Origin of the sequence: Micromonospora sp. NPDC023888 (assembly GCF_040639415.1) — a bacterium.
Classification (GTDB): domain Bacteria; phylum Actinomycetota; class Actinomycetes; order Mycobacteriales; family Micromonosporaceae; genus Micromonospora.
Genome location: NZ_JBEZZW010000042.1, coordinates 36483 through 62600, shown reverse-complemented (window position 1 = coordinate 62600; position 26118 = coordinate 36483). Strand labels below are relative to the sequence as shown.

Sequence of the window (26118 nt, the reverse complement as noted above, 5' to 3'; positions counted from 1 at the left end):
CTGCACGCCGGCGACCAACTCCAACTCTTCAAGTACATCGTGAAGAACGAGGCCTGGGCCAACGGCAAGACCGCCACGTTCATGCCCAAGCCGCTCTTCGGTGACAACGGCTCCGGCATGCACACCCACCAGAGCCTCTGGCTCAACGGCGAACCCCTGTTCTACGACGAGACCGGCTACGCCGGCCTGTCCGACATGGCCCGCTGGTACATCGGCGGCCTGCTGCACCACGCCCCGTCGCTGCTGGCCTTCACCAACCCGACGATCAACTCGTACCGCCGCCTCGTGCCCGGCTACGAAGCACCGGTCAACCTGGTCTACTCCCAGCGCAACCGGTCGGCCTGCACCCGCATCCCGGTGACCGGCAGCAACCCCAAGGCCAAGCGCGTCGAGTTCCGCGTTCCGGACCCGTCGGCAAACGTCTACCTGGCCTTCTCCGCCATGATGATGGCCGGCCTCGACGGCATCAAGAGCAAGATCGAGCCGCCGACGCCGATCGACAAGGACCTCTACGACCTCCCGCCGGAGGAGTGGGGCGACGTCAAGCAGGTCCCCGCCTCCCTCGCCCACGCATTGGACTCCCTGGCCCAGGACCACGACTACCTGCTTGATGGCGGCGTCTTCGCCCCGGACCTGATCGCCACCTGGATCGAGTGGAAACGCGCCAACGAGGTCGAACCCATGGCACTACGCCCGACCCCGCACGAGTTCGCGCTCTACTTCGACTGCTGAACACCCCTCGACGACGAGAGGGCCGGGCTCCCCGCACACGTGGCGTGCCGCCCGAAGCCACGGGCTTCGGGCGGCACGCACGGCAGGTCAGCGACGGTCTGCGCGACCACGGGTCAGGACGATCCCGAGGGCGATCATGCCCAGGCCGAGGAACAGGTGCAGCCAGTTGTCGGCGTTGTTGAGCGGGACGAAGTTGGCCCCACTTCCGTGGTCGATGACCAGCCCGTAGAGCCAGAGCACCAGGTAGATGGCACCGCCGGCGATCAGGTAGGTCCGGGCGCCGGAGACGGTACGGGCCAGCGCGAGGCCAGCGACGCCGAGGGCCAGGTGGACCAGGTTGTGCAGAATCGACACCTGGAAGAGCCCGAGGAGCTTGGCCTGGGACTCGTGACCGGCGAACTGCAAGGTGTCGTAGTTGCTGGTGATGCCAGGGATGAACCCGAGCACGCCGACCAGCACGAAGACCGCACCCACCACCTGGGCAGCCGTGCGGACGGGATGCTTGCCGGTGGTCGTGACGCCCGCGCGGGACCTGCTCTCCATCGTTACCCCCCTCAAAGACAGTGAGTCTGTGTCCCCGGGCAGGTCGGCCCGAAACCGCGCAGGGCGGCTCAAATCGTAAGGAAATCGCTCGGGCAAGCTCGACGCCATGCCGGCGTCGGGGCGCGCGGAGACCGGGACGGCGTCGGGGACCCCCGCCGGGCCGACCATGCTCGCCGCTCCGCGCGGGCCATCACCGGTCGTCGACGGTTTCGGTGGGTCCGCGAACCGGATTACCATCCCGCCATGGACGACACCACCCGCGGCATACGTATCAGAGGCGGCGGCCCGGCAGATGCACCTGCCGTACTGAGAATGCTCGACGCCGCGGTGAAGTGGATGAACGATCGGGGCAATACCGAGCAGTGGGGCACCACACCGTTCTCCGAAAAGCCCGGAGGGACCGAACTGGTCGACCGGTACCTGACCGAGAACCTCCCATACATCGCGGAACTGGACGGAACCCCGGCCGCGACCCTGGTGTTGGACTCCGGACCGCATCCGCACGCACCGATCGCGCCTGCGGAAGAACCCGAGCGGTACGTCCGCCTCCTGGTCTCCGACCGACGGTTCGCCGGTCGAAACCTCGGGGCGGCCCTGTTGGCGCACGCCGTGCGGGAGACCCGGCGAGCCGGGGTGCGGTTGCTACGGGTCGACTGCTGGGCGGGCGGCGATGGCGAGTTGGTGGCGTTCTACGAGCGCCACGGGTTCACCCCCACCGAAACCTTCCTGGCTGGATCCTGGCCGGGGCAGGTGCTGGCCCAACGGGTCGGTTGAGCATGCCGCCCGGCGACGCCGTCGAACATCGCGGCGACCGTTGGCGGCTGCCCGTCCAGACCGGCGCGCGTCACGGTGTCACCGCTGCCGGTACGGCCGTCGTGAGCAGGTACTCGGCCTCCAAGCGGAAGCGACAGCCGTCGGCAACCCCACGGTCGCCGACGAACGAGCGCAGGTCCGCGCGCAACGCCTCCCACCGGCCCTGGGCCACGAGCCGTTCCCGTTCGGTGACGACGTGCCCGGCGGTGTCGATCAGCAGGCTGGTCGCCGCGTCGGCGTCGGCGAAGCTCAAGCCCAACCGGTGCACGACCGTCGACGTGGTCCGCAGGTCGGCGGCTGCCAGGAGCTGCCCGACGAGCGTGCGGTCGCCCCACCGGCTCGGCGGGGCGCTTCCGGCCGGAGGTGGCGGTAGGTATCCGCCGAGGACCTGACCCATGGCCGGCATCAGACTGCCCGGTGTCCAGGCGGCCAGCAGGACTCGGCCCGAGGGGGCACACACCCGGCTCAGTTCTCGGGCCGCCGCTTCGTGGTCGTTCGCGTAGATGACGCCGAACACGGACAGGACCACGTCGGCCGAGTCGTCGGGAAGCGGTAGGCGGCCCGCGTCGCCGACCCGCCAATCCACCGCCAGGCCGTCCTCCGTGGCGCGACGCCGGGCCAGTTCCAACAGCGCGGGCTCCAGGTCCACCCCGACGGTACGGGCTCCGCACCGGGCGGCCAGTACCGCCGCGTTGCCCGTACCGGTGCCCACGTCGACGACCCGGTCGTCCGGCCCCGGCGCGGCGGCCGTCACCACGGCTTCGGCGACCGGCATCAGCCGCCGTGCCATGGCCGGATAGTCGCCGGCGGCCCACGTGGTCACGAATGCACTCATCACGCCTCCCTCATCGCGGAAGGCGCCCTTGGATCCGATGTGTTTCCGGGTGAGCGTGGCGGACCGGGTCCGTCGCAGCGCCTCTCACTCCGGCATCGTCGACCGTAGATGACCGCAACACGTCCCGGCAAACCCTCGGCTGAGAGCGTGGGCGGCGTTTCTCAGTTTGGCCCCAGCCGGGCTTGCGGGAACTCCGACCTCGCGCGGTGCTACCTGCCGCGCGAGCGCAGGAACAGGATGACGACGATGGCGACCGCCACGAGGAGGAAGAAGCCGATCAGCACCGGTTGGGAGACCGGCGACTTCGGGCCTCCGACCACGGCAAGGTTGTCGAGCATGGCGATCTCCGTCCAGTGAGGAGGTACGAGTCGGAGCCACTCCGTTCCCGGAATGCCAGGCCCGCAATCCGCTCTGGCGCGGCCGACGCGTCGCACGAATGAGAAGCCGGATGATCCACTCCCCATTGCTCGCCGGTCTTCCGCTGTGTCGGATTCCGTACTGGAGGCGAGCCGTGGGGTTGTTCTTCCCGTGAGTCTCCGGGAGCGTGACTGCCGAGGTTCGATCCGCGGCTTGAGGAGGATCGCCCATGCGCCGGTTACTGGCAGCCGCACTGGTGACGCTCGGCGCCTCGTTCGTTCTCCTCGCCTCGGGCTGTCGCGCCGGCGACTTCGTGCCGAGGAACACCGCCTGTGAACGGGCCTGGGTGGTGACCGGGAAGGCCGAGGACATCGGACTCTGGATACCGGAGGACCTGCCGAAGGTGGCCAAACGGCATTGCGACGATGACGTGGCCGCGGCAGACGAGGTGAGCTGGAACAGGTCCTACCCCGATGATCGGGAGGCGCCTCATTCCTGCGCAACGGTGACGAGCGAACCGGCAACCGATGATCCTGGGCGGCTCACCGAGGCGAGGTGCGTCGGCGACTGGGCCGACTATGTGGAGTACATGGACGAGCGGCCAAGATCCTGCGTCGAGCCAGCAAACATGGAGACGCAGCAGCAGACCTCGACGGCCCGTTACCGGGAGCTGGTGAAGATTTGTTCGGCCGATGTCTCGGCGAAAGCCAACGAACCGAGCTTCGGCCAAGGGGTTCTCGATGCCCTGTCCCATATCGCCATCGGGATCGCCGGCCTGCTCCTTCTCTACGGACTCTTCAAGGGCGCATGGTCCGACTAGGGCCCGTTCTGTCCATCTTGTAGTGGCTGATCGTTGACCGTGGGCCGGGCACCGACGGTCACCGCGTGCGGCCTGCCTCCACCTTCGCGCCCTCGATCATCCAACAGGCAGCGCTCGATCCGTAACAGATCCGAAACTACCGGTTGAAATACCTGGAACTTTCTGCCAGCCTGAGAGCCATCGATCAGTGTGAACGTTAACAAGATCCTTCAGCACTGGAGGCGCCGCACGCGACGTCAGGCCCACCCACCCGCCGGGCAACCACGTCCGCCCTCCATCCGCTGGTCAGGCAGCCCGGCCGGCTCGCCTCCGAGCGGTCCGGTCCCACCCGGCTACGAACGCTCGTCCTTCCGGAACGACGGCGATAGTTTTGGCTCCGGTCGTATCACCACTGCGCAAGGGCGGCTGCCGTGCCGGCCGGGTCTGCTGACGCCGCAACGCCGACTCTCGGACAACGCCGGGGCGGGCAGGGTCGGCACAGAACCGAGCCCGTCCCCCGCTCCGCACCCATCCACCACCACCAGGAGGTACCGACCGTGCGAGGACCTGCCCACCACCCCCCGCCCCCGGGGAACGCCCACGCTCACCAGGCGTCCTCCCGTTTTCGCGGACGGCTGTTCAAGCTCGCCGCGGCCGGGATCGCAGCCGCAGTCGGGTTGTTCACCCTGACGGTGACGACCGGGTCGGCATCGGCGGCCGACAACCCGTACCAGCGGGGCCCGGACCCCACCCGGACCAGCGTCACCGCGGTGAACGGCCCCTTCGCCAACACGTCGGTAAGCGTCCCGACCGGGTACGGCTTCAACGGCGGCAGGATCTACTACCCGACCGACACCAGCCAGGGCACCTTCGGGGCCATCGCGATCTCGCCTGGCTACACCGCGTTGTTCTCCGCCGAACTCGCCTGGATGGGGCCGTGGCTGGCCTCCCACGGCTTCGTCGTGATCGGCATCGAGACCAACAGCCGCAACGACTTCGACACGGCCCGAGGCACCCAGTTGCTCGCCGCGCTCGACTACCTGACACAGCAGAGCCCGGTACGCGACCGGGTCGACCCCAACCGGTTGGCGGTCGCCGGTCACTCCATGGGCGGCGGTGGCGCGCTGAGCGCGGCCATGCGGCGCCCGTCGTTGAAGGCAGTGGTCGGCATCGCGCCGTACTCGCCGTCGTCCAACCTGGCAAACGACCGGGTGCCCACCATGATCTTCGCCGGGCAGGCGGACACGGTGGTCACCCCGTCCTACGCCACCGGCCTGTACAACAGCATCCCGACCACCACGGAGAGCGTCTACCTGGAGGTGGCCGGCGCGGACCATGGGTTCATGGTCGGACGGTCGAACCCTGTGATGGTCCGGACCATGCTGCCGTTCGTCAAGATGTTCATCGACAACGACGCCCGGTACAGCCAGTTCCTCTGCCCGCTGCTGGACTCCAGCGGCGTGGTCACCTACCGCAGCACCTGCCCGTTGCTGCCCTCGACGCCGACCAGCCCGACGGCTACCCCCACCAACACGCCGACCCCCACCGCGTCGCCTACCGTCCCACCCAACTCCGCAAGCGAGATCATCGGCACCCAGTCCGGCCGGTGCGTCGACGTGACCAACGCCTCGCACAACAACGGCACCCGGGTTCAGCTCTACGGCTGCAACAAGCAGTCCAACCAGGCATGGACATACACCGCAGGCAAACAACTCCAGGTGTACGGCAACATGTGCCTGGACGCGGCGGGCTCCGGCAACGGTGCGGCGGTCCAGATCTACACCTGCCACAGCCAGACCAACCAACAGTGGAACGTCAACTCCAACGGCACCATCAGCAACGTCCAGTCGGGACGGTGCCTGGACGTCTGGAGCACGGCCAACGGAGCCCAGATCCAGTTGTACGACTGCCACGGGCAGACCAACCAGCAGTTCCGGCTCGCGCCCCTCGCATGATCATCACGGTCGACTCCGCGCACAACCTGTTCCCGCGTGTGCGGATCGACAAGCCCCGGGGCGAGACCCCACACACCTGAGACGGGCGGGCTCGGCGTCACGCCGGGCCCGCCCGACCTGGTCCGTACTCAGCCGCCGGTACCGTAAACGGAGGCGCCCATCGGCTTGTCGAGTTCCAGATCCGTTGCTGCGGCGACCCGAGCGATCATCATGTACTGCCCTATCACCATCAGGAGTTCGACCACCTCGCGCGGCGAGAGCAGCCCGGTCAGCGCGGTGGCGGCCTCGTCGGACGGGCGAACGTCGCGGACGACCTCGGTCGTGAACTGCAGGACGGTCCGCTGGTCTGGCGAGAAACAGTCGGCATTGATCTGGTCGCGCCCAAGCGCGTGGATCATCTCGTCGGTAGCGCCGACGGAGCGGGCGATCGGCGCGTGCTGGACCCACTCGTACCTGACGTCGCTCAGCCGGGCAACGCGCAGGATCGCGATTTCGCGGAGCAGCGGGTCGAGGGCCAGGTCCTTGAGCAGGGTGCCTCCCCAGCGCATCCAGTCCGGAAACGCCGTCTCGGCGTGGGCCATGATGCGGAAGAAATTCAGGGGTTGCGCGGCCTGCAGCGCCTCGCGGACCGGCGCTGGGGCGTCGGCAGGGTTGACGTAGGGTAGGCGACTCACGATTTTCCCCATCACAATTGGCAAATCGGGCGTCACGGAACATATCCGATCGCCGTCGTGCTCGCCGGCGATCCACTCGGGGATACCGCTGCCGGAGTCCGGGTCCGATCCGTCCGGCTTACTTCGATCAGCGCCGTACGATGGGTGGATTGTGCTGCGCCCGTTCCAAGGAGTTGCCGTGCCCCGCCCCCGCAGTGCCGCCCGGATCGTGGCGCACCCCGACGTGTCCGAGGTTTCCCTGCAGCAGGTCATGGAGGCGCTTGCGGATCCGGTGCGGCGAGCGGTGGTGTCCCAGTTGGCCGGCAGAGGCGAGGACATGAGCTGCGGCGCGTTCGAGACGCCCGTTTCGGTGTCGACGCTGACGCACCACTTCAACACCCTGCGCGAGGCCGGCCTGATCCGTCAGTACTACGTGGGGACAGCCAAGATGAACGCGCTGCGAGCGGAGGAGATCGAACGCCGCTTTCCCGGCCTGCTCCCGGCGGTGGTCACCGCCGCCAGCGTCGAGACCCGGACCGGGTCGGCCTGAGCACGCGACCACTGTTCCGATAGCGGTCGAAGTTTGATCGCTGTCGAGATTAAGGGTAGCGTGACTGCCAGCGCCGCGTTGGTTCGGCGCCACTCCCGTGACTCCCATCGCTAGGACTGATGCGCCATGGCACAGCTCGTACAGTTCGACCAGCTCGGCGGCCCCGAGGTTCTCACAGTGCGCGACGTCGAGGTGGTCGCACCGGGCGCGGGCGAGGTCCGGATCCGCGTCGACGCCATCGGCCTGAACCGGGCCGAAATCATGTACCGCAGCGGCGTCTACTTCGACCAGCCCGTGTTCCCCTCCACGGCCGGCTACGAGGCCGCCGGCGTGATCGATGCGGTCGGCCAGGGCGTGGACGGCCTCGCCACGGGCGACCCGGTCGCAGTCGTACCGGCGTTCCTGCAGAGCAGGTACGGCACGTACGGCACCCACGTCATCGTCCCGGCCTCGGCCGTGGTGCCTCGCCCCGCCCACCTCGACCCCACGCGGGCGGCAGCGGTGTGGATGGCCTACATCACCGCCTACGGACCCCTCATCGAGTCCGGAAAGGTGCGTCCTGGCGACCACGTGCTGATCACGGCAGCCTCCAGCAGCGTCGGCCTGGCCGCCATCCAGCTCGCCAACCACATCGGTGCGATCCCGATCGCCACCACGCGCGGCGCCGACAAGAAGCAGCGCCTGCTGGACGCCGGCGCAGCCCACGTCATCGTCACCGCCGACGAGGACCTCCCCGCCCGGGTCGGGGAAATCACCGGCGGCGAAGGCGTCCGCCTGGCCTTCGATCCGATCGCCGGCCCCGGCGTCGAGACCCTCGCGCAGGGCATCGCCGCCGGCGGGTTCCTGGTGGTCTACGGAGCCCTCGACCAGCGCCTCACCCCGCTACCCAACGCACAGTCCTACCCGGCGCTCAACAGCAGCACCTACACCCTCTTCGAGATCACCATGAACCCGGAGCGCCTGCGGCGCGCCGTCGCGTTCGTCAACGCCGGGCTCGCCTCGGGCTCCCTCACCCCGGTCATCGATCGCACCTTCGATCTCACCGAGATCGCCGAGGCCCACCGCTACATGGAGGCCAACGGCCAGGTCGGCAAGATCGTCGTCACCGTCACCCACGACGACGCCACGGCCTGAACCCGGCGGTGCCTCCTTCCCCAGGGGGCGGGGCGAATCTGTAAACAACCCTTGATATTAAACGTCACGAACGTCAATATGTGGAGGTCACGGGTCGCCGAAGCCTGGGGAGTCAGCCATGAGGAGCAGTCGAATTTTCGCAGTGGTGGTCGGGGCGGCGATGACCGTCACGGCCGCCGTCGCCTTCGTCCCCAGCAGCATGGCGGCCGTGCCCTCGGCGGACGCCGTCCCGATGGTCGCCTGCACCGCCCCCGCCTGGGCCGAGGGCACCACCTACCAGGCGGGCGCCCAGGTCACCTACGGCGGCCGGCTCTACCAGGCACTCGTCACCCACACCGCGTATCCCGGTGCCGGCTGGAACCCCGCCGCGACCCCGTCGCTGTGGCGTGACCTGGGCGCATGCTCGGGAAGCACTCCGCCGCCCACCACGCCACCACCGACGACCCCGCCGCCCACCACGCCACCAGCGACCACGCCGCCCCCCACCACGCCGCCACCAACCGGCGGGACCTGCGCGGTGAAGTCGCGGCCCACCGGCAAGGTCCTGCAGGGCTACTGGGAGAACTGGGACGGTGCGTCCAACGGCGTACACCCCGGCCTCGGCTGGATCCCGATCACCGACAGCCGGCTCAACCAGCACGGCTACAACGTGATCAACGCGGCGTTCCCGGTGATCCGCTCGGACGGCACTGTCCTCTGGGAGAACGGCATGGACGCCGGCGTGAAGGTCGCCACCCCGGCCGAGATGTGCCAGGCCAAAGCGGCAGGCGCCACCATCCTGATGTCGATCGGTGGGGCCGCCGCGGGCATCGACCTGAGCTCCACCGCCGTCGCCGACCGGTTCGTCGCGACGATCGTGCCGATCCTGACGGCCTACCACTTCGACGGCATCGACATCGACATCGAGACCGGCCTGACCGGCAGCGGCAACATCAACACCCTGTCGACGTCGCAGGCCAACCTGATCCGGATCATCGACGGCGTGTTGGCCCGGATGCCGTCGAACTTCGGCCTGACCATGGCACCGGAAACGGCCTACGTCACCGGCGGCAGCGTGGTCTACGGCTCGATCTGGGGCTCGTACCTGCCGATCATCAAGAAGTACGTGGACAACGGCCGGCTCTGGTGGCTGAACATGCAGTACTACAACGGCAGCATGTACGGCTGCGCCGGCGACTCGTACCCGGCGGGCACCGTGCAGGGCTTCACGGTGCAGACGCAGTGCCTCAACAACGGCCTCACCATCCAGGGCACCACCATCCGTGTGCCGTACGACAAGCAGGTCCCCGGCCTGCCGGCGCAGAACGGGGCGGGCGGCGGCTACCTGTCGACGTCGCTTGTCACCCAGGCCTGGAACTCGGTGCCCGGCCTGAAGGGCCTGATGACCTGGTCGGCGAACTGGGACGGGTCGAAGGGGTGGACCTTCGGCGACAACGTGAAACGCCTGCAGGGCCGCTGACGGGTATCCAACCGAAACCCGGTGCCGCCGCGATAGGTAGGCATGACCGCCCAGGAGGACGCCGAACTCCTGGCCCTGACCGCAGGTGGCGACCGGAACGCGTTCGGGGCGTTCCGGTCGCCGGCACGCGCCGTGGCTGCGGCTGCGCCCGTGCCACCGCTGCGCCGACGACGAGACGGGCCGTCACCAGCGTGGATGCTCAGCGGTCGTGGCGAGCAGCGCCACGGGGGTTGGAGGTGGGCACCCGCTCCGGAGTCGCCAGCGCATGCCCCGTGGTGCTGTCCACGTGATCAGGAACCGCACCCTGGTGATCGCCGGTGGTGGAGGTCCCGGTCGGCTCGAACATCAGAATCGAGCCGCCCGGCGAGGACGGCTTGTGTTCGGTGCCTCTGGGAACCACGAACGTGTCACCCTGGCGCAGGACGACCGTGTGTTCCTGCCCGGCCGCGTCGCGGTAGGCGACATCGAACCGGCCGTCCAGGACCAGGAAGAACTCATCGGTGTCCTCGTGGGTGTGCCAGACGTGCTCGCCCCGGGTGTGGGCGATCCGCACGTCATAATCGTTTATCCGGGCCACGATTCGCGGGCTGTAGATGTCGTCGAACGACGCGAGCGCCTCGGACAGGTTCACGGCGGTCAGGTTGACGGGAGTGATCGACATGAGCCGAGCCTCCACCAGGGCCACCGCACCGGTCTTGGACGTTCTTGACGCCGACGGCACACGACCGCCCGGTTGCCGAGTCCGGGCCTGGCGGCCACCGGTCCCAGGGATCAGCGAGGTGTTCCACGCCCAGATCGTCGACTACGCCTACCCGCTGCACGCCCACGACACCTGGACGGTGCTGATCCTCGATGCCGGCGCCATACGTTACGACCTCGACAGCCGCCACTGTGGAGTCAGCGGCGCCGACAATGTTGCTGTTCTGCCACCCGGAGTGGTGCACGACGGCCGCCCCGCGAACGCGCCCGGCTTCCGCAAACGCAACCTGTACCTCGACCCGACCTTCCTACCCGCCAGCCTGATCGGCTCCGCCGTCGACCACACCACCCTCCGCGACGCCCCGCTGCGCCAAGCCCTCGCCAGCCTCCACCAGGTCCTCGGGGCGGACGAGGACCCGCTTGACGCCGAGGCCCGGCTGTCCATGATCGAGCGACGACTCACCGACCACCTGGCCACCACGCCCTCTGCGCCTACCCGGCCGGAGCCGCAGGCCGCCCGCGCGCTGAGGGCGCTGCTCGACGAGCACACGGTGCACGCTGTCAGCCTTGCCGCCGCCGCTCGCCTCCTGGACCGGTCGGTACCGCACCTGGTCCGCAGCTTCGGCCAGGCTTTTGGGATCAGTCCGCACGCGTACATCATCGGGCGACGGATCGAGGCCGCCCGCAAGCTGCTCCTCGCCGGCATCCCACCGGCCGACGTGGCGACCACCGTCGGCTTCTGCGACCAGGCCCACCTGACCCGGCATTTCCGCCGACACACCTCCACCACGCCAGCCCGGTACGCCTCCGCCGAGCACGATGACGTGCCGGGAGGCCCTGCCCGACCACCGACGCGCCGCCTGCGATGAGCCAACGCAGCAGCACCAGCAAGGGCCGGTGCCCCGTCTGTAAACGCCTCGTAGCCCTCACCGCTGACCGAAGAGTTGCGCGGGCCGCCAACGCCTTGCCACACCTGTCAGAGCCTCCCCGGCAATCCGTGCCGAGGAGGCTCTGACAGGTGTTTCCGAACAGGTGTGGCTATCTCACAGGCGCGGGTCCTGCTGGACCTTGAGAGCGTTGAGGATCGGGTCATCCTCGCCCTTGTCGCGGCGAAGCTCGATCTTCAGATCGCCACCGGCGTGCTCGACGGTGACCATGTTCGTGTCCGCGGTCAGCGCACCCACCTTCGCCTGCACGTCGTGGTCGTAGAGCGCGACCTTGCCGTCGGCCAGCACATCGAAGGTACGCTTGCCGGCCTTGACCTTCTCGATCTCGGCGAAGTCGAGGGCGATCCGGTACGTCCCGGCGGGGGCGTTCTTGAACACGTAGCTGAACGTCTCGCCGGTCCGCTGGGTTCGGAACAGCGCGTCGTCCTCGGTGCCGGCGATGTCGGCCCTGGTGGCACGCGCCTTGCCGCCGACGTAGCCCCACGGCTGCGAGCCGAGCGCCTGGTCGGGCGACCAGACGAAGCCGTCGGTGCCCACGTACCCGGATCCGCCGACGTCGACGCCCTTCCAGTAGGCAGAGGTCGCCAGGCGGACCGGCTTGATCTGGGCCTCACCCTTGCCGGCGTTCGACGCCACGAGGACGTCCCCGACGAGCACGCCCGGCTGGACGCCGGCGTTGTCCGCCGTCGCCGTGACAGTGGTGGACTCGCCGACCGCGAGCGTTACCGTGCCGGTCGCGGCCGCGCCCGTGAGGGTCAGCCACGGAAGGTCGGCGGCCTCGTGCCCACCGTCGTCGGTGCGCTTCTGCTCGCTGATCCGCACCTCCATCGGGGCGGAGCCGCTGTTGGTCACGGTCACGTCGGCCGTCGCCTTCTGGTCCTTGTCGAGGAGCCAGTCGAGGTCACCTCCGGTGACGGTGGCGATGCCCGTGGTCAACGCCGCGTCGACCACCTCGGCCTGATCCTTCCTGGCGATGGTCACGGGGCGGCTGGCGGTGACGTAGTTCGGCGACGAGACCTGCACGGTGTTCTCGCCGACCAGCGCCTGGGCCTTCCACCGGCCCTTCTCGTCGGCGGTGATGACCCGTTCACCGTTCGGCCCGCTGAGCGTGACGATCGCGCCCGCGATCGGCTTGCCGTCGTTCTTGTCGGTGACCGTTCCCTCGATCGTGCCCGCGGCCGGGAGGGTGTACTCCAGCCCCAGGCCGGCCTTCAGGACAGCCTGGTCGAAGGAGTACTGGCTCGCGGGGTTGCGGGTCAGGCTCTCCAGACCGACGGTCGCCGACGACCCTCGGGTGAGGGGGTTGTCGCCGCCGATGCCGTCGCCGTACCCGATCTGGATCCGTCCGTCCGCGATCAGGGTGACCGAGAAGCTCACGCGAGCCGTCGGGTCGCTGTAGAAGGCGACGTTGCGCCACTCGATGACCTGCGCGGCCAGCCCGTCCACCTCGGTCGTGCCGAAGTAGATGCCTGCCTCGTCGTCGACGATGAGGTCGTCCCAGAGCGGATAGATCGCGTCGATCGGGTACGCCGACGGCAGTGCCGTGTTGTTCCCCAGCGTGCTGGCGCGGTCGAAGGTCAGCGTGCCGTTCGTCGTCACGCACACGCCGTCCCAGGCCGTGTCGTAGAACGGCGCCAGGAAGCTGGAGTCGAACCACAGCACGCCGCAGAGGTCATCGCCGTGCCACCCGGACTCCTCCGTGCCCTGGCGGTAGAGCCCGTCGGTCACCTTCATCGAGTACGAGCGGCCGGCGGGGGCCACCGGCACGGGGCCCGGCTCCGGCTGCTCGGGCTGCGGCTCCGGCTCCGCCGCGTCTGCGCGCGGGTCGAGCGTCACCCGCAGCGCGGCGATGGTCGGGGCCTTCAGGCCCTTCGAGCCCCGCAGCTCCACGGTCAGCGGCCCGCCCTCGTGCGTCACCACGGCGGTCCGCCAGTCGGCGGTGTTCGGTCCCACGGCCGCGGCCGCGTCGTACGCGTACTCCACAAGCGAACCGTCCACGACGACGTCGAACACCCGCTTGCCCTTCGCCGCCTTCTCGATCTCGGCGAACCCGAGGTCGATCGCGTAGGTGCCCTTCGGCGCGTCGGGGAAGCGGTAGAACAGTCCCTTGTCATGCGTGGTGCGCTGCGACTGGAAGAGGGCGTCGTCCGTCGTACCGTTGATGTCGGCCTTCGTGGAGGCGACAGCCGTCTTGCCCTCGTAGCCCCACGCCTTCCCGGCGGCCTGGTCGCCGGACCAGGTGAAGCCGGAGCCGTCGGTGACCGATGGGCCACCGGCGTTGACGCCGACCTGGTACTTCGTGGTCGTGAGCGTCACCGGGACGTAGGTCTTGGACTGGCGTCCGGAGTCGGACCTCACCACGATGTTCGCGCCGAGGACCCCGGGCTTGGTGTCCTTCGAGGAGAGCGAGACCTTGACGGTCGTCGACTCGCCCGGGGCGAGGGTGCCGCCGGTCGAGGAGAGCGACAGCCACGGCAGGTCGGTGATCAGGTCGTCCTCGACGTCGACAAGTACGACGTCGTCGGCGACCTGGTCCGCCGCCCACAGCGCACCGGTCGAGTCGGTCTCGAGGCCGCCACCCTGCCCCGCCTTCTGGCCGGGGAACCACCACGCGTTCACCAGCGAGCAGTCGTCGGGGTCGACCTGCAACAGGCGGGTGGGCCGGTTCGAGGTGAGGTCGGTGTACCAGATGGTGTCGGACGCCTGGTTGTAGGCCAGGCCCATCACCTCAGGCAGCGGCGGGGCGCAGAAGGACAGCAGCGCACCCGGGTTGTCGTGCGACGTCCCGGCGACGGTGCCGATCATGCCGTTCGCCCGGCCGCCGACGTAGAAGACGTCGTCCGTCGGGTTGTAGGCGAGTCCGGTCAACTGCAGCGTCGACCAGTCACCCTTGACCTGCCGGGTCTCCTTCCCGGTCGTCCTGTCGAAGCAGTGGATGTAGCTGGCCGGGCTGTCCTCCATCTGGCACATGTCACCGGTCTTGGTGTCGAGCGCCATGTCGAACGCCCGGTACGCGGGGTTCCACGACGCGTCGAAGACCTTTCCGGTCGGCTTGCCCGTCACCGCGTAGGCGGTGTTGGTCCGCTTGTTGTAGTCGTGGACCCAGACGTCGCCGTCGTACCCGACGCCGGAGGGCTCCTTCTCCGCGATCGTGCCCGGGATGGCGATCCGGGTGATGACGTCACCGCCGGAGGTCGCGCCGACCTCGCCGGCCGCCTGTGCTTCCGCGGCCTTCGCCGTCGCCGCCTTGCCGTCGACGTTCGACGGCTTCATGCCGCTCGCGCCGGCCTTCCACGCGGTGAGGTCGATCGTGCTGTTCGCACCCTTCCCGGTCCGCGTGGTGGCGCCGGCAGCGTCAAGGTCGGGGTGGCGCGCGGCCTCGCCCAGGTTGTACGTCAGTGGGGCGGAACCGTTGTTGGTGAGTGTCAGCGAGCCCACACCGTTCTGGCCGGTGCCCAGCAGGGCGTTGAGGCCGTCGGCCTTCAGGCCGGCGGCGCCCGTGGTCAGACGCGCGTCGATCTTGGCGCTCGCGTAGAGCTTGTCGAGGGAGAAGGGGTACGCCGCGGTCGTGTAGTTCGGCGCGTCGACAGTCATGGTGTAGTCGCCGACCGGAAGCTGGCGATGCACGATGCCCGTCCCGTTGGTCGTGACCGCCTCGACGAGCCCCGACTTGTTCGTGAAGGAGACCTTGGCCCCGGCCACCGGCAGCCCGTCGTTCTTGTCGACGACTGTCGCGTCGAGGTACCCGAAGTCAGGCATGTGGTAGGTGACGACCATCCCGTCGCGCAGCACCGGGGCGCTGTCGGAGAACCGGATGCCGTCGACGCCGGCCCAGCCCTGGATGCCGGTGACGGCGTGCGCGCCGGCGGTCACCGGGTCGTCGGATCCGACGCCGTCGCCGTACCCGAAGATCACGGTGCCGGAGCGGGTGAGCGTGGCCGAGTAACTGACCGGCTCCGTGTACTCCGACCGGTCCGGATAGGCCCAGAGTTTTGCCTTGCGGAACTCGACGACGAACGCGTCCTCGCCGTTGAACTTGGTGGCTGCCGTGAAGACGCCTCCGCCGGGGGCGAACTCGACGGGGGTCTGGACGTAGAACGGGAAGATGCCCGCACCGCCGCTGCCCGGTCCGGTGCCGGTGTCCGGGGAGATCACGCCGCGCAGGCTGATACCGAGGGTGTCGTGGCTGCCGTTGTAGAGCGCGATCGGGAACGGCAGCTTCACAGTCGCCCACACGCCGCTTGGGTACGCGACCGGGTCGGTGCCACGCAGGTACTCGCCGTCGGAGACGGCGCAGCTGTAGCCGCCCTTGTCGACGACGAGCCCGACGGGGATCTCGCGCGACTCGTTCTGCGCGCCGACGGTCAGCGGGAGGGTCGTGGGCGAGAAGCAGGCGTTCGGCGTGACGGTGAGCGTGTACCCGCCCTCGGGGACAGCGCTGATCGTGAACGCGCCGTTGGCGTCGGTGCGTACCGGCTTGAGCGGCGTGTCCTTGACGGAGACGTCGGCGTTCGGGACGGGCTGTTTCTTGTCGTCGACGACCCTGCCGCTGATGTCGTGCCTCGCGGCGGCCGTGAGCGGCAGCTTGACGGAGGTGTCCTGGCCGAGGGTGATCGTGACGTTGGCGGTCGCGGTCAGGTAGCCGAAGATCTTGGTGCTGAGTTGGTAGTCGCCGACCGGCAGGTTCGTGGTGAACCGGCCGTCCTTGTCGGTGCCGATCGACCGGCTGAACGGTCCGCTGATCGTCACGTCGGCGGCGGGGACCGGGGCGCCGTTGGCGGTGACGACGCCGGTGAGGGTGCCGCCCTTGCGGGGCGCGAGCTCGAGCAGGCGGACGAGGTCGAGCCGGCCTTCGCCGTACTTGTTGTTGACGTCCGCGGTGCCGCCGCACTCGGTGTCGTCGACGTCGACGGCCGACTCGGCGAGCAGGCGGCGGGTCTCCTCGACCTGCCCGATGAGGGTCGGGTCGTAGCTCCACAGGTCGGCGACGGCGCCGGCGACGTGGGGAGCCGCCATCGACGTGCCGGCCATCTCGACGTAACTGTTGTTCGGGTAGGACGAACGGACGGCGACGCCCGGAGCGGAGATCTCGGGTTTGATCCGGCCGCCTTCACCCTCGCCCTTGCGGGAGAACGACGCGAGCGTGCCGTCCGAGTCGTACGCGCCGACGGAGTAGGCACTCTCGGCGGAGCCGGGCGAGGAGACGGTGTCGCAGGCCGCGTACGGCGTGGTGTTGCCCGATGACCAGACGCTGAAGATGCCCGCGGCGCTCCAGGCGTCGTCGATGGCTTGGAAGAAGTCGTTGAAGCTGTGCTCCTCGGTCTGCCCCCACGAGTTGTTGATGACGTGGGGGCGCTTGGACGGGTCGGGGTTGTTCCCGTGGACGTCGGTCGGGGCGAGCAGCCACCAGCCGGACCGGAGCAGCGACTCGACGCCGGTGCTGTCGCAGCATCCGTTCGTCGCGATCCACTGCGCGTCCGGGGCGACGCCGACGTGGTTGGTGCCGTCGTCGCCGACCATGGTGCCCATGGTGTGCGTGCCGTGTCCGTTGTCGTCGCACGGCGCGTCCACGCACGTGCCCCGGGCGGCCATCCAGTTGTAGTTGTGGTCGACAGTGCCGTCGGGCTTCGTGCCGCGGTACTTGTGCATCAGGGCGGGGTGGTCGAACTGGACGCCCGAGTCGAGGTTGGACACGGTGATGCCCGCACCGGTGGCGCCCATGGCCCAGGCTTCGGGGGCGTGGATGGCGTCCAGACCCCACGTGGACGTGCCGGCCTCGGCGGTCTTCGGGGCGGCGGGGCGGGCCGCCCGGTCGGCGGGAACCTTCTCGTCGACGGGCTTGACCAGCGCGACCTGCGGCGTCGCGTGGATCTCGGCGACCTGCGCCTTCGCGGCCACGTTGAGGGCGAGCTTTTCGTTGCCTCCCTTGACGAGCACCGTGTTGGCGATCGGGTAGGAGGTGTATTTGACGCCGGCCCGGTCCAGTTCGCCGGAGACGGATGCCAGGGACTTCTTCGCCGCCGCGGTCAGCGCGTCGTAGACGAACTGACCGCGAGCTGTCCAGTCGGTGATCTTCTTCGTCGGCGCGAGGTCCGCACCGGTGTCGAACGTGATCCAGAAGTCGGACGCCGGGGCCGTGCGAAAGCGGTCCTTCAGGTTCGCGGCGATCTTGTTGGCGGCGGCGCCCGGATCCGGCTCAGCGGCGGACGCCGGTGGTGCCTGGATCATGCTCAGGCCGACCGCTGCGGCAAGCGAAGCCGCGAGGGCTTTGAGTTTCATGAGAGTCCTTCGACCTACAGGGGTTGGTAGGGGTCGTGGTTCTTGTGGTCGTCGCCACCGTCGGGGTCACGGACGGCGGGGGCGCTGACGAGCGGCTCGCGGGGCAGCTCAGGCGGTGGCGGGTGCTCGATGGCGGCGTCGTCACGCGCGACTTGTCGCTCAGACACGCATCGCCCAAGGGCTATGAATCATGGAGTCATGCTCGGCGGGGCGAGTGGCCGTCGCTATCCAGCGGATACGTCAATTTTCACGACGGGACGTCGAGGGAGTCCTCTTCCGCGAACACTCCGGCCTCCACCGCCTTGACGGCGAGCGCGGTCCGGGAGGTCACCTTCAACTTGCGCATCGCCGCACGTAACTGCTGATCCACAGTGGCCGGCGACTTGGCCAGAATTCGGCTGATCTCCCGGTTGGTCTTGCCGGCGACAACCAGTTGGACCACGTCGAGCTCGCGCGGCGAGAGCTGGTCGCCGTACCCTCGTCGGCCGCCGCGCCACAGTCGCGGCACCTCGGCACCGTGTTCGCGAAGCCGCTGTGCGACACGGTCCGCGTCGCCGCGTGCTCCGAGCCGGAACAGGTGCTCGTACTGTGCGGCAAGCAACTCCCGGCCGTGCTCGATCCGACCGTGCGCGATGAGCGCCTCGGCTTGACGCTCGCGGGCCAGCATGGCGTCGTAGGGGCGCGGCAACGCGCTCCAGGCGCGCGCCGCCCGACCGTATGCCGTCGCCGCGCGGGCGTGGTCTCCGGCCGCGGCCAGCAGCAGGGCACGGCACCCGGCGAGCGCGGCGCGGGGCGCAGGCGCCGTACGGCCACGCAGTCCTCTGGCGAGCTGGTCGCTCAGGCGTGTCGCGGCCTTGAGGTCGCCCGCCGCGAGGTGCGCCTCGATCCGGGCGGGGACGAGGTCCGTCGCCCAGATCCAGATGCCCTTCCTCCGGACGGTCTCCATCGGCTCGTTCGTGATCTGCAACGCGCGGCCACTGTTTCCGTCCGCCAGCCACAGTCTGGCCAGCGCGGCGGCGGCCTCCATCGTGTCGTCGACGGCGCCGAGACGGGCCGACTCCTCGAGAACCAGACGGAACTGCTCCTCCGCGGCGCGCCGCCGTCCGGCTGCGGCTGCCAGCCGGGCCGCGAGCCGGATGCTGCCGAGGTAGTGCGCCGGCCGGTCGCGGTCGGCGTCGGCCAGTGCCGCGCCCTGTTCGGCGAGACCCTCCCACCGGCCGGTGAGCCACGCCAGGTTGGCCTGTTCGAGTCGGACGTTGTGGTGCAACCGGGACGCCTGCTCGACCTCGGCGAGGCGCATGGCCACGCCGAGGTGTGTGTCCGCATCCGCGTACCGGCCCCAGATCACCGCGCCGGTCCCGACGTTCGCGTGGATGCGGGCCACGTCGAGACGCTCCGCAGAGGTCGCGCCGTCGATGGGCAGACCGGCGACGACGGCCCACGCCTCCTCCTCACCGAGCATGAGCAACGCCGCGGCCCGGTTGCCGGCCAGGTTCAGCCGCTCCGCGGGGGAGGCGAATTCGGTGGTGAGTTCAGCGGCGCGATCCAGCCACCGCCGATGGGTCGACGCCGGCCACGGCCCCGCATAGGCCCAACCGAGGTAGGTCATCGCCCGGGCCGCCTCGACCGGGTCATGATCGAGGTTGACCACCGCCTGCTCGAGCTCGCCGAGCGCGGCCTGCGCCTCACCCCCGGTGATCAGGAGCCGACCCAGGGGGTTGCGGATCTCGGCCTGCTGGCGGGCGGAGAGGCCGGGGGTCTCCAGCACCGAGCGCAGGGTACGGATCACCCGGTGGTGGACCTCATCGACAGGTTCGCGGCGGCCCAGTGCGGCTACTCCGGCGATGCGCGCTACTCGTGCCCGGTCCGCCGGTGGCAGCACGGCCCACGACAACAGCTCGACAAGCATGTCGACAGCCCTGGTGTGGTCACCCGATGCCATCGCCAACTCGGCACCCTGCTCGGCGTATCGCGCCCAGGGCTGCGTCTCGCCCGCCTCACGGAAGTGGTGGGCCAGGCGTGCGACAGGCGGCGGGTGGATGTTCTCCAGGGCACGGCCGGCCAGCAGGTGCAGGTGCCTGCGGTCGGTCAACGGGATCGCTTCGTAGACAGCAGTGGCGGCCAGCACGTGCCGGAATCGCCACTGGTCGCGGTCGTCCGCGTCGAGGACGCCGGCGTCTGCCGCTTCCGCGATGGCGCCTCGACACGCGGCGGGTGCCAGACCGGCGGTCACCGCGATCGTGTCGACCGATGACCGCTCGGCCAATGTGGCCGCGGCACGCAACACCTGCTGCGCCGGCGGCGACAGACGGCCCACCCGCTCCCGGGTGGAGTCACGCACCGTCGGCGGCACCCGTAGCTCGCGCAGCTTCAGCCGGACCCACTGCCCGTCGCGGAAGACGAGGTCGGCGCGGTCGCACATGAGGCGAACCGACTCCTCGAGCGCCAGCGGAACGCCACCGGTCCGCTCGTGCATGAACGTCGCGAACTCCTGCGATATCGGGTTGCCGTCAAGCATCGAGGACACCAGTGCCGCCGTGTCGTCGGGTCGCATCGGCGCCAGGGCGATCCTCAGTTGGGTCACGCCGGCGGGCAACCGGGACGTCAGCCGCAGCAACAGCGACCCGTCGTCCACCTCCTCGGGCCGATAGGAGATCACCAGGCTCGGCCCGTCCGAGTGCTGCCGGGAGGTGACGAACAGCAGGAACTCCAAGGTCATCTCATCGGCCCAGTGGGCGTCCTCCAGCACGAGAACGTCGACACGCAGAGCCCGCAGCAGCTCCTCCAGGGCGCGGAACAGGCGATGCCGCGCCGCCTTCGCATCCTCCAAGGGCTGCAGCGCGGGCGGCAGGTCCGAGGACCACTCAGGGAACAGGGGCCGTAACGCGCCCGCGAGCGCGGTGAGCGGCAACTGCGACACCGGGCGGTCGATCCCCCGGAACGCGTCGACGATCGGCCCCAGGGTCAGCGACTCGCGCAGCGGTGGGCACACCGAGACCAGGGCGGTGCGCTGGTCCGGCGCCGCCAGCCACTCGCGCAGCAGTCGGCTCTTCCCGATGCCGGCCTCGCCCTCCACCAGCACGATCGCCGGTGGCCGCGCCAGCGCGCTGCGGAGCGCCGCCATCTCCCGATCACGACCCACGAAATCCGGCGTGGAAACCGTGGGTGAGGTTCCGTCGTCCTCGGGCGAGGGGTCGAGCATGCGTGATGATCTCGCTTTTCGCTGCTCGGGCGCAAGTACCGGTGGCGACTCGCCTTGCGGGACCCTCAGCCGGCGTGCGCGACGCGCCCACGCTCCTGGTGACGGCAGCGTGCGCCGATCCCTCTTCGGGGAGCCACCGCAACGCCGAAGGTCGGCCGGCGACGGCTAGCCGCGGGTGTCGCTGGTGCGTGCCGCGATGCGGATGGTCGTGCCGGCGGGCCCGCTGTCGACGAGGACGTAGTCGGCCATCCGCCCGACCACCCAGAGGCCCATTCCTCCCGTTTCGGACAGGGGCGGTCGCTCGGTGCGCGGAACGTAGTGCGCAGTGTTGAAGCCCCTCCCCTGGTCGGCGACTTCACAGGTCAGCTGACCGTTCAGGAGCAGGCGTACAGCGCCTCTGCCACCGCCGTGCCGAATCACGTTGATCATCAGTTCGTTGATTGCGATGACCCAGTTCTCGATCTCGTCGTGGTCAAGACCGCACCTGCGACTGACGGCCTCGACCTCGCGACGGACACCGGTCAGGTTCGCGAGGGTGAACGACGTGGAGAACAAGGGCTTGCCGACGGTAGGGGCATGCTGGTCGAGCGGTGGATGCACTACTGCTTCCCCTCCCTGTCGGACGTGGAGCCGGTGACCGTGACGGTGGCACGAGGGAGGATAGCTCTCCGGATCGGATTCACCGGCCGACCAAGGCGTCAGCATGACACGAGAGTTACCCCACCTCGAGGGCACGACACTGTTGATCTCGCTCCTGACGTGCCATCGGTGGCGTGCCAGCGTCTAGGCTGCCTGGGTGCCCGATGCCGAACTGGTGACCAACGACGAGCGGCTGCGACGTATCGAGGCGATCACCGATGCCGCCCTGTCGGGGATGAACATCACCGAGCTGCTCGACGAGCTACTCGAACGGGTCCGGGACCTACTCAAGGTCGATACCGCGACCATCCTGCTGCTGGACGACCACACCGGCGAGCTCGTCGCGACAGCGGCCAAGGGCCTGGAGGAGGAGGTCCGCCGCGGTTTCCGCATCCGGGTGGGACGCGGCTTCGCCGGGCGGGTGGCGGCGACGCGCGCGCCGGTCACGATCCACGACGTGACGCCCGACGACGTGGTCAATCCCATCCTGCTCGCCACCGGCATTCGAGCACTGCTGGGCGTGCCCATGCTCGTCAACGGCAACCTCGTCGGCGTGCTGCACGTCGGTTCCCTGGCCCTGCGTCAGTTCGGTCCCGACGACGTGCGGCTGTTGCAGCTCGTCGCCGATCGCGCCAGCCTCGCGGGTCGGGCCCACGCGCAGGTCCTCGACCGGCAGGCAGCGCTGGCCCTGCAACACAGCCTGCTACCAGGCCGGCTACCCGACATCCCCGGCCTGGACCTGGCCGCCCGGTACATCCCCGGCCACGACCTGGGCATCGGCGGCGACTGGTACGACGTGTTCACGTTGCCCTCGGGCTGGCTCGGCGCCGTCATCGGCGACGTCTCCGGCCACGGCCTGCCATCCGCCGTCGTCATGGGACGCATCCGCAGCGCGCTACGCGCCTACGCCCTCGACTCCGAGGACCCCGCCCAGGCGCTCACCTCCCTCGACCGCAAGATCTACCACTTCGAAGCGGGCACCCTCACCACCGCCGTCTACGCCCTCATCACACCCGACCGCGCGACGGTGTACCTCTCCTCCGCAGGCCATCTACCACCACTGCTGGCCATCCCCGGCCATCCCACCCGGCCCGTCGACCTGACCGTGGACCGGCCACTCGGCGTGGGCCGACCATCAGCCAGTCGCCGCACCACCGTCCTGGACCTACCGCCGGGCGCGGCGCTCGTCCTCTACACCGACGGGCTTGTCGAACGTCGCAGCGAACTGATCGACACCGGCATCGAGCGCCTCGCCGACGCCGTGCGGTCCGGGCCAGCCGAGGCGTTGTGCGACCACATCATGGCCACCACCGCCGAGGAGCATCCCAACGACGACATCGCCCTGCTCGTCATCCGCCGTCGATCACCATCGGATTGACCAACGTCCGGGCCAGATCACTCAGCTTCGCCGCGAGATCGTCCACCTCCGCGGGCTGCGGCTCGCTGGCGCCCGATCCCTGTCGCTGACGGCCATCCCGCTGCTCCCACAACCAGGCGGGCGGGGCGGCCCCGGCCGGGATCTTTTTACCGGCCGGGGCCTGACCGGGACGTTTGTCGCGAACCGCGCCCCAGCTTGGCCCCAGGCTATGGCGTCAAGGTCACCGTCGCACGGCCGGCCAACGCGGTGGCGACACATCCAGCGCCAGCTGCTCACCCCCACCTGGCTGCCGGGATTGCGGGGGAAAAGGCGGTCGGCTTGTGGCAGTCCTGACGGAAGTGCCGCAGCACGGTACCCGGGCCGTCACGGGTTCTGCGGGTCCAGGTTCCGCTCGCGGAGCAGGGCGTCGAGCTTGGCCTCGATCCGCTCGTCCGACTCCCGCGACTGCGACGAGCCCCAGTAGTAGAAGAGAGCCAGACCGGCGGCCTGCCAGATCAACTGGAGGAACTCAGACTGCCAATTCTCAAGCGTCGACGACAAGAACTGGGGAAGGAACTCGCCCCACGAGAACGCCTGCCCGTGCTGGGTGGCCTCGTTACTCTCCACGGTCATCTGGAAGAAGAACTGGCCGACCCAGGACAGGAGGAACAGCGCGCCGGTGACAAGCGCGAACGCGTACGCCTTCGGCCATCTCGGCTTACGAAATGGCGGCCCCTCGGGGCGGCCACGCCGGATGGAGCGCCGGCCGTTCTGCCCAGCCGTGCCGTCCGACGAATGTGTCCCGGTGGTCGTGCCTCCTGCGCTCATGACAAACCCCCATTTCTACAGGTCAACGCCCACGAACGTGCCCACGAGCACCAGGTACCAAACCGACGCGGCCGGAGGCCCGCACGGCTGCGTCGATGCAGCGCGGCCATCGGCTCGGACATCGCAACCCGCGACAACTGGGACGTGTACCGCAGGTTCGTGAGGGTAGGGACCATCCCGGGTCAAGACACGCGCCCTCCAACGGCTGCCTCACGCGGATTCACACGCGACGGCGGGCAGCCCCACGGAAGCGGAGGCGCCATGTTGACCGACGACATATCTCGCACCGGTCGAACGCCCCGACCTGCCACCGCGGTGGACCGCGACAGGCTCCGTGAGCCGATCATGTCGTTGGCCTTGACCGACGACGGCTCGGCCAAACTGATCACCGTCTCGGGTGAGGTCGACATGAGCAACGCACACCTGCTCACCGAGCTGGTGGGGTTCGTGTGCCGCCAGTCTGTGCCGGTGATCGCGTTGGACCTGTCCGCGGTGAGGTTCTTCGGCGCACACGGCGTGAGCGCGCTGCTTCAGGCCCAGGACATCGCCACCGAAGCCAGGGCTGCTGTCCTCCTGCGTGACCCCGCGCCGTGCGTCACCTACATCCTCGCCACGACCGGCGCCCTGCGGAGTTTCCGGTTCAGCGGGGTTGGCGACACCACCTGATGTCGCCAGGACACCGGTGATGGCCCTCCGGCCGCAGGGCACCGGCCCACCCCTCAAGGGGTGACCGAGAACTGCTTCCTCAGCTTGGCCAGCGCGCGGGTCCGCAGCCGGGAGACGTGCATCTGTGACACCCCGATCTGCGCGGCCAGGTCGCGGTGTTCCTGGCCTACGTGTCACCGGTGGCTGCTCATCCGCCGCAACCGAACCACCGGCGAGCTGGCCTTCTACCTGTGCTGGTCACCTCGCCTGGTGCCGCTGCACACCCTCGTGACCGTCGCCGGATCCCGCTGGAGCGTCGAGGAGTTGTTCCAAACCGGCAAAGGCCAGGTCGGCCTTGACCACTACCAGGTCCGCGGCTGGACCGGCTGGCACCGGTTCATCACCCTGGCCATGCTCGCCCTGGCCGTCCTGACCATCCTCGCCGCCACCACTGCGCAGCAGCCCGACCCCGACCCGGAGATCATCGCGTTGACCGTCGCCGAGATCCGTCGACTCCTCAACGCCTTCGTCCTCGCCCTGCCACTACCCCCAGCGCACACCCTGCACTGGTCCACCTGGCGACGAACATCCCAAGCCCGAGCCCGGCGATCCCACTACCAGCGCAGACTCGGCCACTTAACTTGAGACTTACTCGTCTAGGGCTCGAGCGTGGCGGGCATGCTGAAGGCGGCGACGTGGCGGGCACCGATGAAGGCGTTGCTCTCTACGATCTTCCCGTTCTCGATCCGGAGTACGTCGACGACCAGCGCCTCATAGTGCGGGCTCCCGGGCCGGCGGAGATAGTTGATCAGTGCCGGGCGCCCGTTGGCCGAGGTGGGGAAGGTACGCCAGTCGAGCGGTCGGCCGAGGAACTCCGCGGCCGCGTCGATCCCGACGACCGGCGGCTCGGGCGGCATCGTGATCCGTACGTCCTCGGCGAGCAGTGCCCGGACCGTCTCCGGGTCCTTCGCGTTGGCGTAGCGGCGCAGGATCTCTTCGTCCTCGCTGGTGAGCTGCGGGCGGCGCCAGTCCTGTGGGTCCGACGGAGCGCGCCGCCGGAGGGTGTGGCGGGCCCGCTGGAGGAGGCTGTTGACGGCCGCTACGGCGGTGTCGAGCGCGCCGGCGATCTCCTGCGGCGTCCAGCCGTAGACGTCGCGCAGCACGAAGGCCGCCCGCTGCCGCGGCGGCAGGTACATGAGCGCTGCGATCAGGGCCAGCTCGACGGTCTCCCGGGCGGCGAGATCGGTCTGCGGATCGTCGGCCAACAGGGCGTCTGGATAGGGACCGAGCTCGGTGGACCACTCCAGCGGGTCACCATACGGAACCGTCCGGTGACCGGCCGCCTTGCGGCTGTCGAGGAAGACGTTCGTGGCGATCCGGTAGAACCAGGTGCGCGCCGACGCCCGACCCTCGAAGCGGTCGCGAGCCCGCCAGGCACGCAGGAAGGCCTCCTGCACCAGGTCGTCCGCGTCGGTGACGTTCCCTGCGAGGCGGTAGCAGTGCACGTGTAGCTCGCGCCGGTGCTCGTCGAAAGCGCGCTGCAGCCAGACCGCCTGCTCGTCAGGCGAGTCGGACATGTGATCTCCCCGGGGCTGAGTGGTCCTCACAACCGTACTGACGACCGCGGACCCCATCCGTCATCGGTCACCGATGACGATCGCCGACTCGGTCGTCTGTACCTGTGACCAATCC

21 protein-coding genes and 1 pseudogene are annotated in these 26118 nt (G+C 69.3%); 10 read left to right on the top strand and 12 right to left on the bottom strand.

Annotated features, from left to right (window positions below):
- A pseudogene (locus tag AB0F61_RS28715) lies at positions 1 to 732 on the top strand (type I glutamate--ammonia ligase); the annotation flags it as partial.
- A gap of 87 nt (positions 733 to 819) precedes the next feature.
- Here AB0F61_RS28715 and AB0F61_RS28710 read toward each other — a convergent pair.
- Complete coding sequence (locus AB0F61_RS28710; protein WP_357815831.1) at positions 820 to 1275, bottom strand: DUF4383 domain-containing protein; 456 nt, start codon at positions 1273 to 1275, stop codon at positions 820 to 822.
- 336 nt (positions 1276 to 1611) lie between these two features.
- Here AB0F61_RS28710 and AB0F61_RS28705 point away from each other — a divergent pair, with 336 nt between their 5' ends.
- The gene (locus AB0F61_RS28705) at positions 1612 to 2049 is read left to right on the top strand and encodes a GNAT family N-acetyltransferase (RefSeq protein ID WP_357815829.1); all 438 of its coding nucleotides are present in this window, start codon (positions 1612 to 1614) and stop codon (positions 2047 to 2049) included.
- 70 nt (positions 2050 to 2119) lie between these two features.
- Here the strand turns inward: AB0F61_RS28705 and AB0F61_RS28700 are convergent, their stop codons facing one another.
- Positions 2120 to 2923, bottom strand: a complete 804-nt coding sequence (locus tag AB0F61_RS28700; protein ID WP_357815827.1) for a class I SAM-dependent methyltransferase — start codon at positions 2921 to 2923, stop codon at positions 2120 to 2122.
- Between the two features lie 209 nt (positions 2924 to 3132).
- On the bottom strand, positions 3133 to 3261 hold the full coding sequence (locus tag AB0F61_RS28695) for a hypothetical protein (RefSeq protein WP_357815825.1): 129 nt from the start codon (positions 3259 to 3261) through the stop codon (positions 3133 to 3135).
- Positions 3262 to 3509: 248 nt separating this feature from the next.
- On the opposite strand from AB0F61_RS28695, the gene AB0F61_RS28690 reads away from it, so the two are divergent.
- Entirely contained in the window at positions 3510 to 4100 is a 591-nt protein-coding gene (locus tag AB0F61_RS28690; protein ID WP_357815822.1) for a hypothetical protein, read from the top strand.
- Positions 4101 to 4636: 536 nt separating this feature from the next.
- A complete protein-coding gene (locus AB0F61_RS28685; RefSeq protein ID WP_357815820.1) occupies positions 4637 to 6034 on the top strand; it encodes a ricin-type beta-trefoil lectin domain protein in 1398 nt (465 codons plus the stop codon).
- Between the two features lie 128 nt (positions 6035 to 6162).
- On the opposite strand, the gene AB0F61_RS28680 is transcribed toward AB0F61_RS28685, so the two are convergent.
- Entirely contained in the window at positions 6163 to 6744 is a 582-nt protein-coding gene (locus AB0F61_RS28680; protein ID WP_357815817.1) for a carboxymuconolactone decarboxylase family protein, read from the bottom strand.
- 142 nt (positions 6745 to 6886) lie between these two features.
- On the opposite strand from AB0F61_RS28680, the gene AB0F61_RS28675 reads away from it, so the two are divergent.
- The 3 genes from AB0F61_RS28675 (at position 6887) to AB0F61_RS28665 (ending at position 9830) form a co-directional block, all read left to right on the top strand.
- Positions 6887 to 7237: a helix-turn-helix domain-containing protein gene (locus tag AB0F61_RS28675; protein ID WP_357815814.1), complete on the top strand. Its 351-nt coding sequence runs from the start codon at positions 6887 to 6889 to the stop codon at positions 7235 to 7237.
- Between the two features lie 126 nt (positions 7238 to 7363).
- On the top strand, positions 7364 to 8371 hold the full coding sequence (locus AB0F61_RS28670; protein WP_357815811.1) for a zinc-dependent alcohol dehydrogenase family protein: 1008 nt from the start codon (positions 7364 to 7366) through the stop codon (positions 8369 to 8371).
- Between the two features lie 118 nt (positions 8372 to 8489).
- Positions 8490 to 9830, top strand: coding sequence for a glycosyl hydrolase family 18 protein (locus AB0F61_RS28665; protein ID WP_357815809.1), 1341 nt, complete (start codon positions 8490 to 8492; stop codon positions 9828 to 9830).
- A 199-nt stretch (positions 9831 to 10029) separates the two neighbouring features.
- Here the strand turns inward: AB0F61_RS28665 and AB0F61_RS28660 are convergent, their stop codons facing one another.
- On the bottom strand, positions 10030 to 10491 hold the full coding sequence (locus tag AB0F61_RS28660; protein ID WP_357815806.1) for a cupin domain-containing protein: 462 nt from the start codon (positions 10489 to 10491) through the stop codon (positions 10030 to 10032).
- Between the two features lie 118 nt (positions 10492 to 10609).
- Here AB0F61_RS28660 and AB0F61_RS28655 point away from each other — a divergent pair, with 118 nt between their 5' ends.
- Complete coding sequence (locus tag AB0F61_RS28655) at positions 10610 to 11398, top strand: AraC family transcriptional regulator (RefSeq protein WP_357815804.1); 789 nt, start codon at positions 10610 to 10612, stop codon at positions 11396 to 11398.
- Positions 11399 to 11572: 174 nt separating this feature from the next.
- On the opposite strand, the gene AB0F61_RS28650 is transcribed toward AB0F61_RS28655, so the two are convergent.
- The 4 genes from AB0F61_RS28650 to AB0F61_RS28635 form a co-directional block, all read right to left on the bottom strand.
- Positions 11573 to 17755, bottom strand: a complete 6183-nt coding sequence (locus AB0F61_RS28650) for a S8 family serine peptidase (RefSeq protein WP_357815801.1) — start codon at positions 17753 to 17755, stop codon at positions 11573 to 11575.
- 14 nt (positions 17756 to 17769) lie between these two features.
- On the bottom strand, positions 17770 to 17922 hold the full coding sequence (locus tag AB0F61_RS28645; RefSeq protein ID WP_357815798.1) for a hypothetical protein: 153 nt from the start codon (positions 17920 to 17922) through the stop codon (positions 17770 to 17772).
- An 80-nt stretch (positions 17923 to 18002) separates the two neighbouring features.
- On the bottom strand, positions 18003 to 20957 hold the full coding sequence (locus AB0F61_RS28640) for an AAA family ATPase (protein ID WP_357815796.1): 2955 nt from the start codon (positions 20955 to 20957) through the stop codon (positions 18003 to 18005).
- Positions 20958 to 21122: 165 nt separating this feature from the next.
- A complete protein-coding gene (locus tag AB0F61_RS28635) occupies positions 21123 to 21557 on the bottom strand; it encodes an ATP-binding protein (protein ID WP_357815794.1) in 435 nt (144 codons plus the stop codon).
- Positions 21558 to 21753: 196 nt separating this feature from the next.
- On the opposite strand from AB0F61_RS28635, the gene AB0F61_RS28630 reads away from it, so the two are divergent.
- Complete coding sequence (locus tag AB0F61_RS28630; protein ID WP_357815791.1) at positions 21754 to 22974, top strand: GAF domain-containing SpoIIE family protein phosphatase; 1221 nt, start codon at positions 21754 to 21756, stop codon at positions 22972 to 22974.
- Positions 22975 to 23337: 363 nt separating this feature from the next.
- Here AB0F61_RS28630 and AB0F61_RS28625 read toward each other — a convergent pair whose 3' ends face one another.
- Positions 23338 to 23781, bottom strand: coding sequence for a DUF6766 family protein (locus tag AB0F61_RS28625; protein WP_357815788.1), 444 nt, complete (start codon positions 23779 to 23781; stop codon positions 23338 to 23340).
- 345 nt (positions 23782 to 24126) lie between these two features.
- On the opposite strand from AB0F61_RS28625, the gene AB0F61_RS28620 reads away from it, so the two are divergent.
- Positions 24127 to 24447, top strand: coding sequence for an STAS domain-containing protein (locus AB0F61_RS28620; RefSeq protein WP_357815785.1), 321 nt, complete (start codon positions 24127 to 24129; stop codon positions 24445 to 24447).
- Positions 24448 to 24500: 53 nt separating this feature from the next.
- Here AB0F61_RS28620 and AB0F61_RS28615 read toward each other — a convergent pair whose 3' ends face one another.
- Together AB0F61_RS28615 and AB0F61_RS28610 are read right to left on the bottom strand one after the other, a co-directional pair.
- Positions 24501 to 24569: a hypothetical protein gene (locus AB0F61_RS28615; RefSeq protein WP_357815839.1), complete on the bottom strand. Its 69-nt coding sequence runs from the start codon at positions 24567 to 24569 to the stop codon at positions 24501 to 24503.
- Positions 24570 to 25082: 513 nt separating this feature from the next.
- A complete protein-coding gene (locus AB0F61_RS28610; RefSeq protein ID WP_357815782.1) occupies positions 25083 to 26003 on the bottom strand; it encodes an RNA polymerase subunit sigma-70 in 921 nt (306 codons plus the stop codon).
- Positions 26004 to 26118 lie beyond the last annotated feature (115 nt).

What these genes read in the sequence shown, in the direction of transcription:
- AB0F61_RS28710 (WP_357815831.1), bottom strand. Translation starts at nt 1,275, where the DNA reads ATGGAGAGCAGGTCCCGCGCGGGCGTCACGACCACCGGCAAGCATCCC.
- AB0F61_RS28705 (WP_357815829.1), top strand. Translation starts at nt 1,612, where the DNA reads ATGAACGATCGGGGCAATACCGAGCAGTGGGGCACCACACCGTTCTCC.
- AB0F61_RS28700 (WP_357815827.1), bottom strand. Translation starts at nt 2,923, where the DNA reads ATGAGTGCATTCGTGACCACGTGGGCCGCCGGCGACTATCCGGCCATG.
- AB0F61_RS28695 (WP_357815825.1), bottom strand. Translation starts at nt 3,261, where the DNA reads ATGCTCGACAACCTTGCCGTGGTCGGAGGCCCGAAGTCGCCGGTCTCC.
- AB0F61_RS28690 (WP_357815822.1), top strand. Translation starts at nt 3,510, where the DNA reads ATGCGCCGGTTACTGGCAGCCGCACTGGTGACGCTCGGCGCCTCGTTC.
- AB0F61_RS28670 (WP_357815811.1), top strand. Translation starts at nt 7,364, where the DNA reads ATGGCACAGCTCGTACAGTTCGACCAGCTCGGCGGCCCCGAGGTTCTC.
- AB0F61_RS28665 (WP_357815809.1), top strand. Translation starts at nt 8,490, where the DNA reads ATGAGGAGCAGTCGAATTTTCGCAGTGGTGGTCGGGGCGGCGATGACC.
- AB0F61_RS28660 (WP_357815806.1), bottom strand. Translation starts at nt 10,491, where the DNA reads ATGTCGATCACTCCCGTCAACCTGACCGCCGTGAACCTGTCCGAGGCG.
- AB0F61_RS28650 (WP_357815801.1), bottom strand. Translation starts at nt 17,755, where the DNA reads ATGAAACTCAAAGCCCTCGCGGCTTCGCTTGCCGCAGCGGTCGGCCTG.
- AB0F61_RS28640 (WP_357815796.1), bottom strand. Translation starts at nt 20,957, where the DNA reads ATGCTCGACCCCTCGCCCGAGGACGACGGAACCTCACCCACGGTTTCC.
- AB0F61_RS28625 (WP_357815788.1), bottom strand. Translation starts at nt 23,781, where the DNA reads ATGAGCGCAGGAGGCACGACCACCGGGACACATTCGTCGGACGGCACG.
- AB0F61_RS28620 (WP_357815785.1), top strand. Translation starts at nt 24,127, where the DNA reads ATGTCGTTGGCCTTGACCGACGACGGCTCGGCCAAACTGATCACCGTC.
- AB0F61_RS28610 (WP_357815782.1), bottom strand. Translation starts at nt 26,003, where the DNA reads ATGTCCGACTCGCCTGACGAGCAGGCGGTCTGGCTGCAGCGCGCTTTC.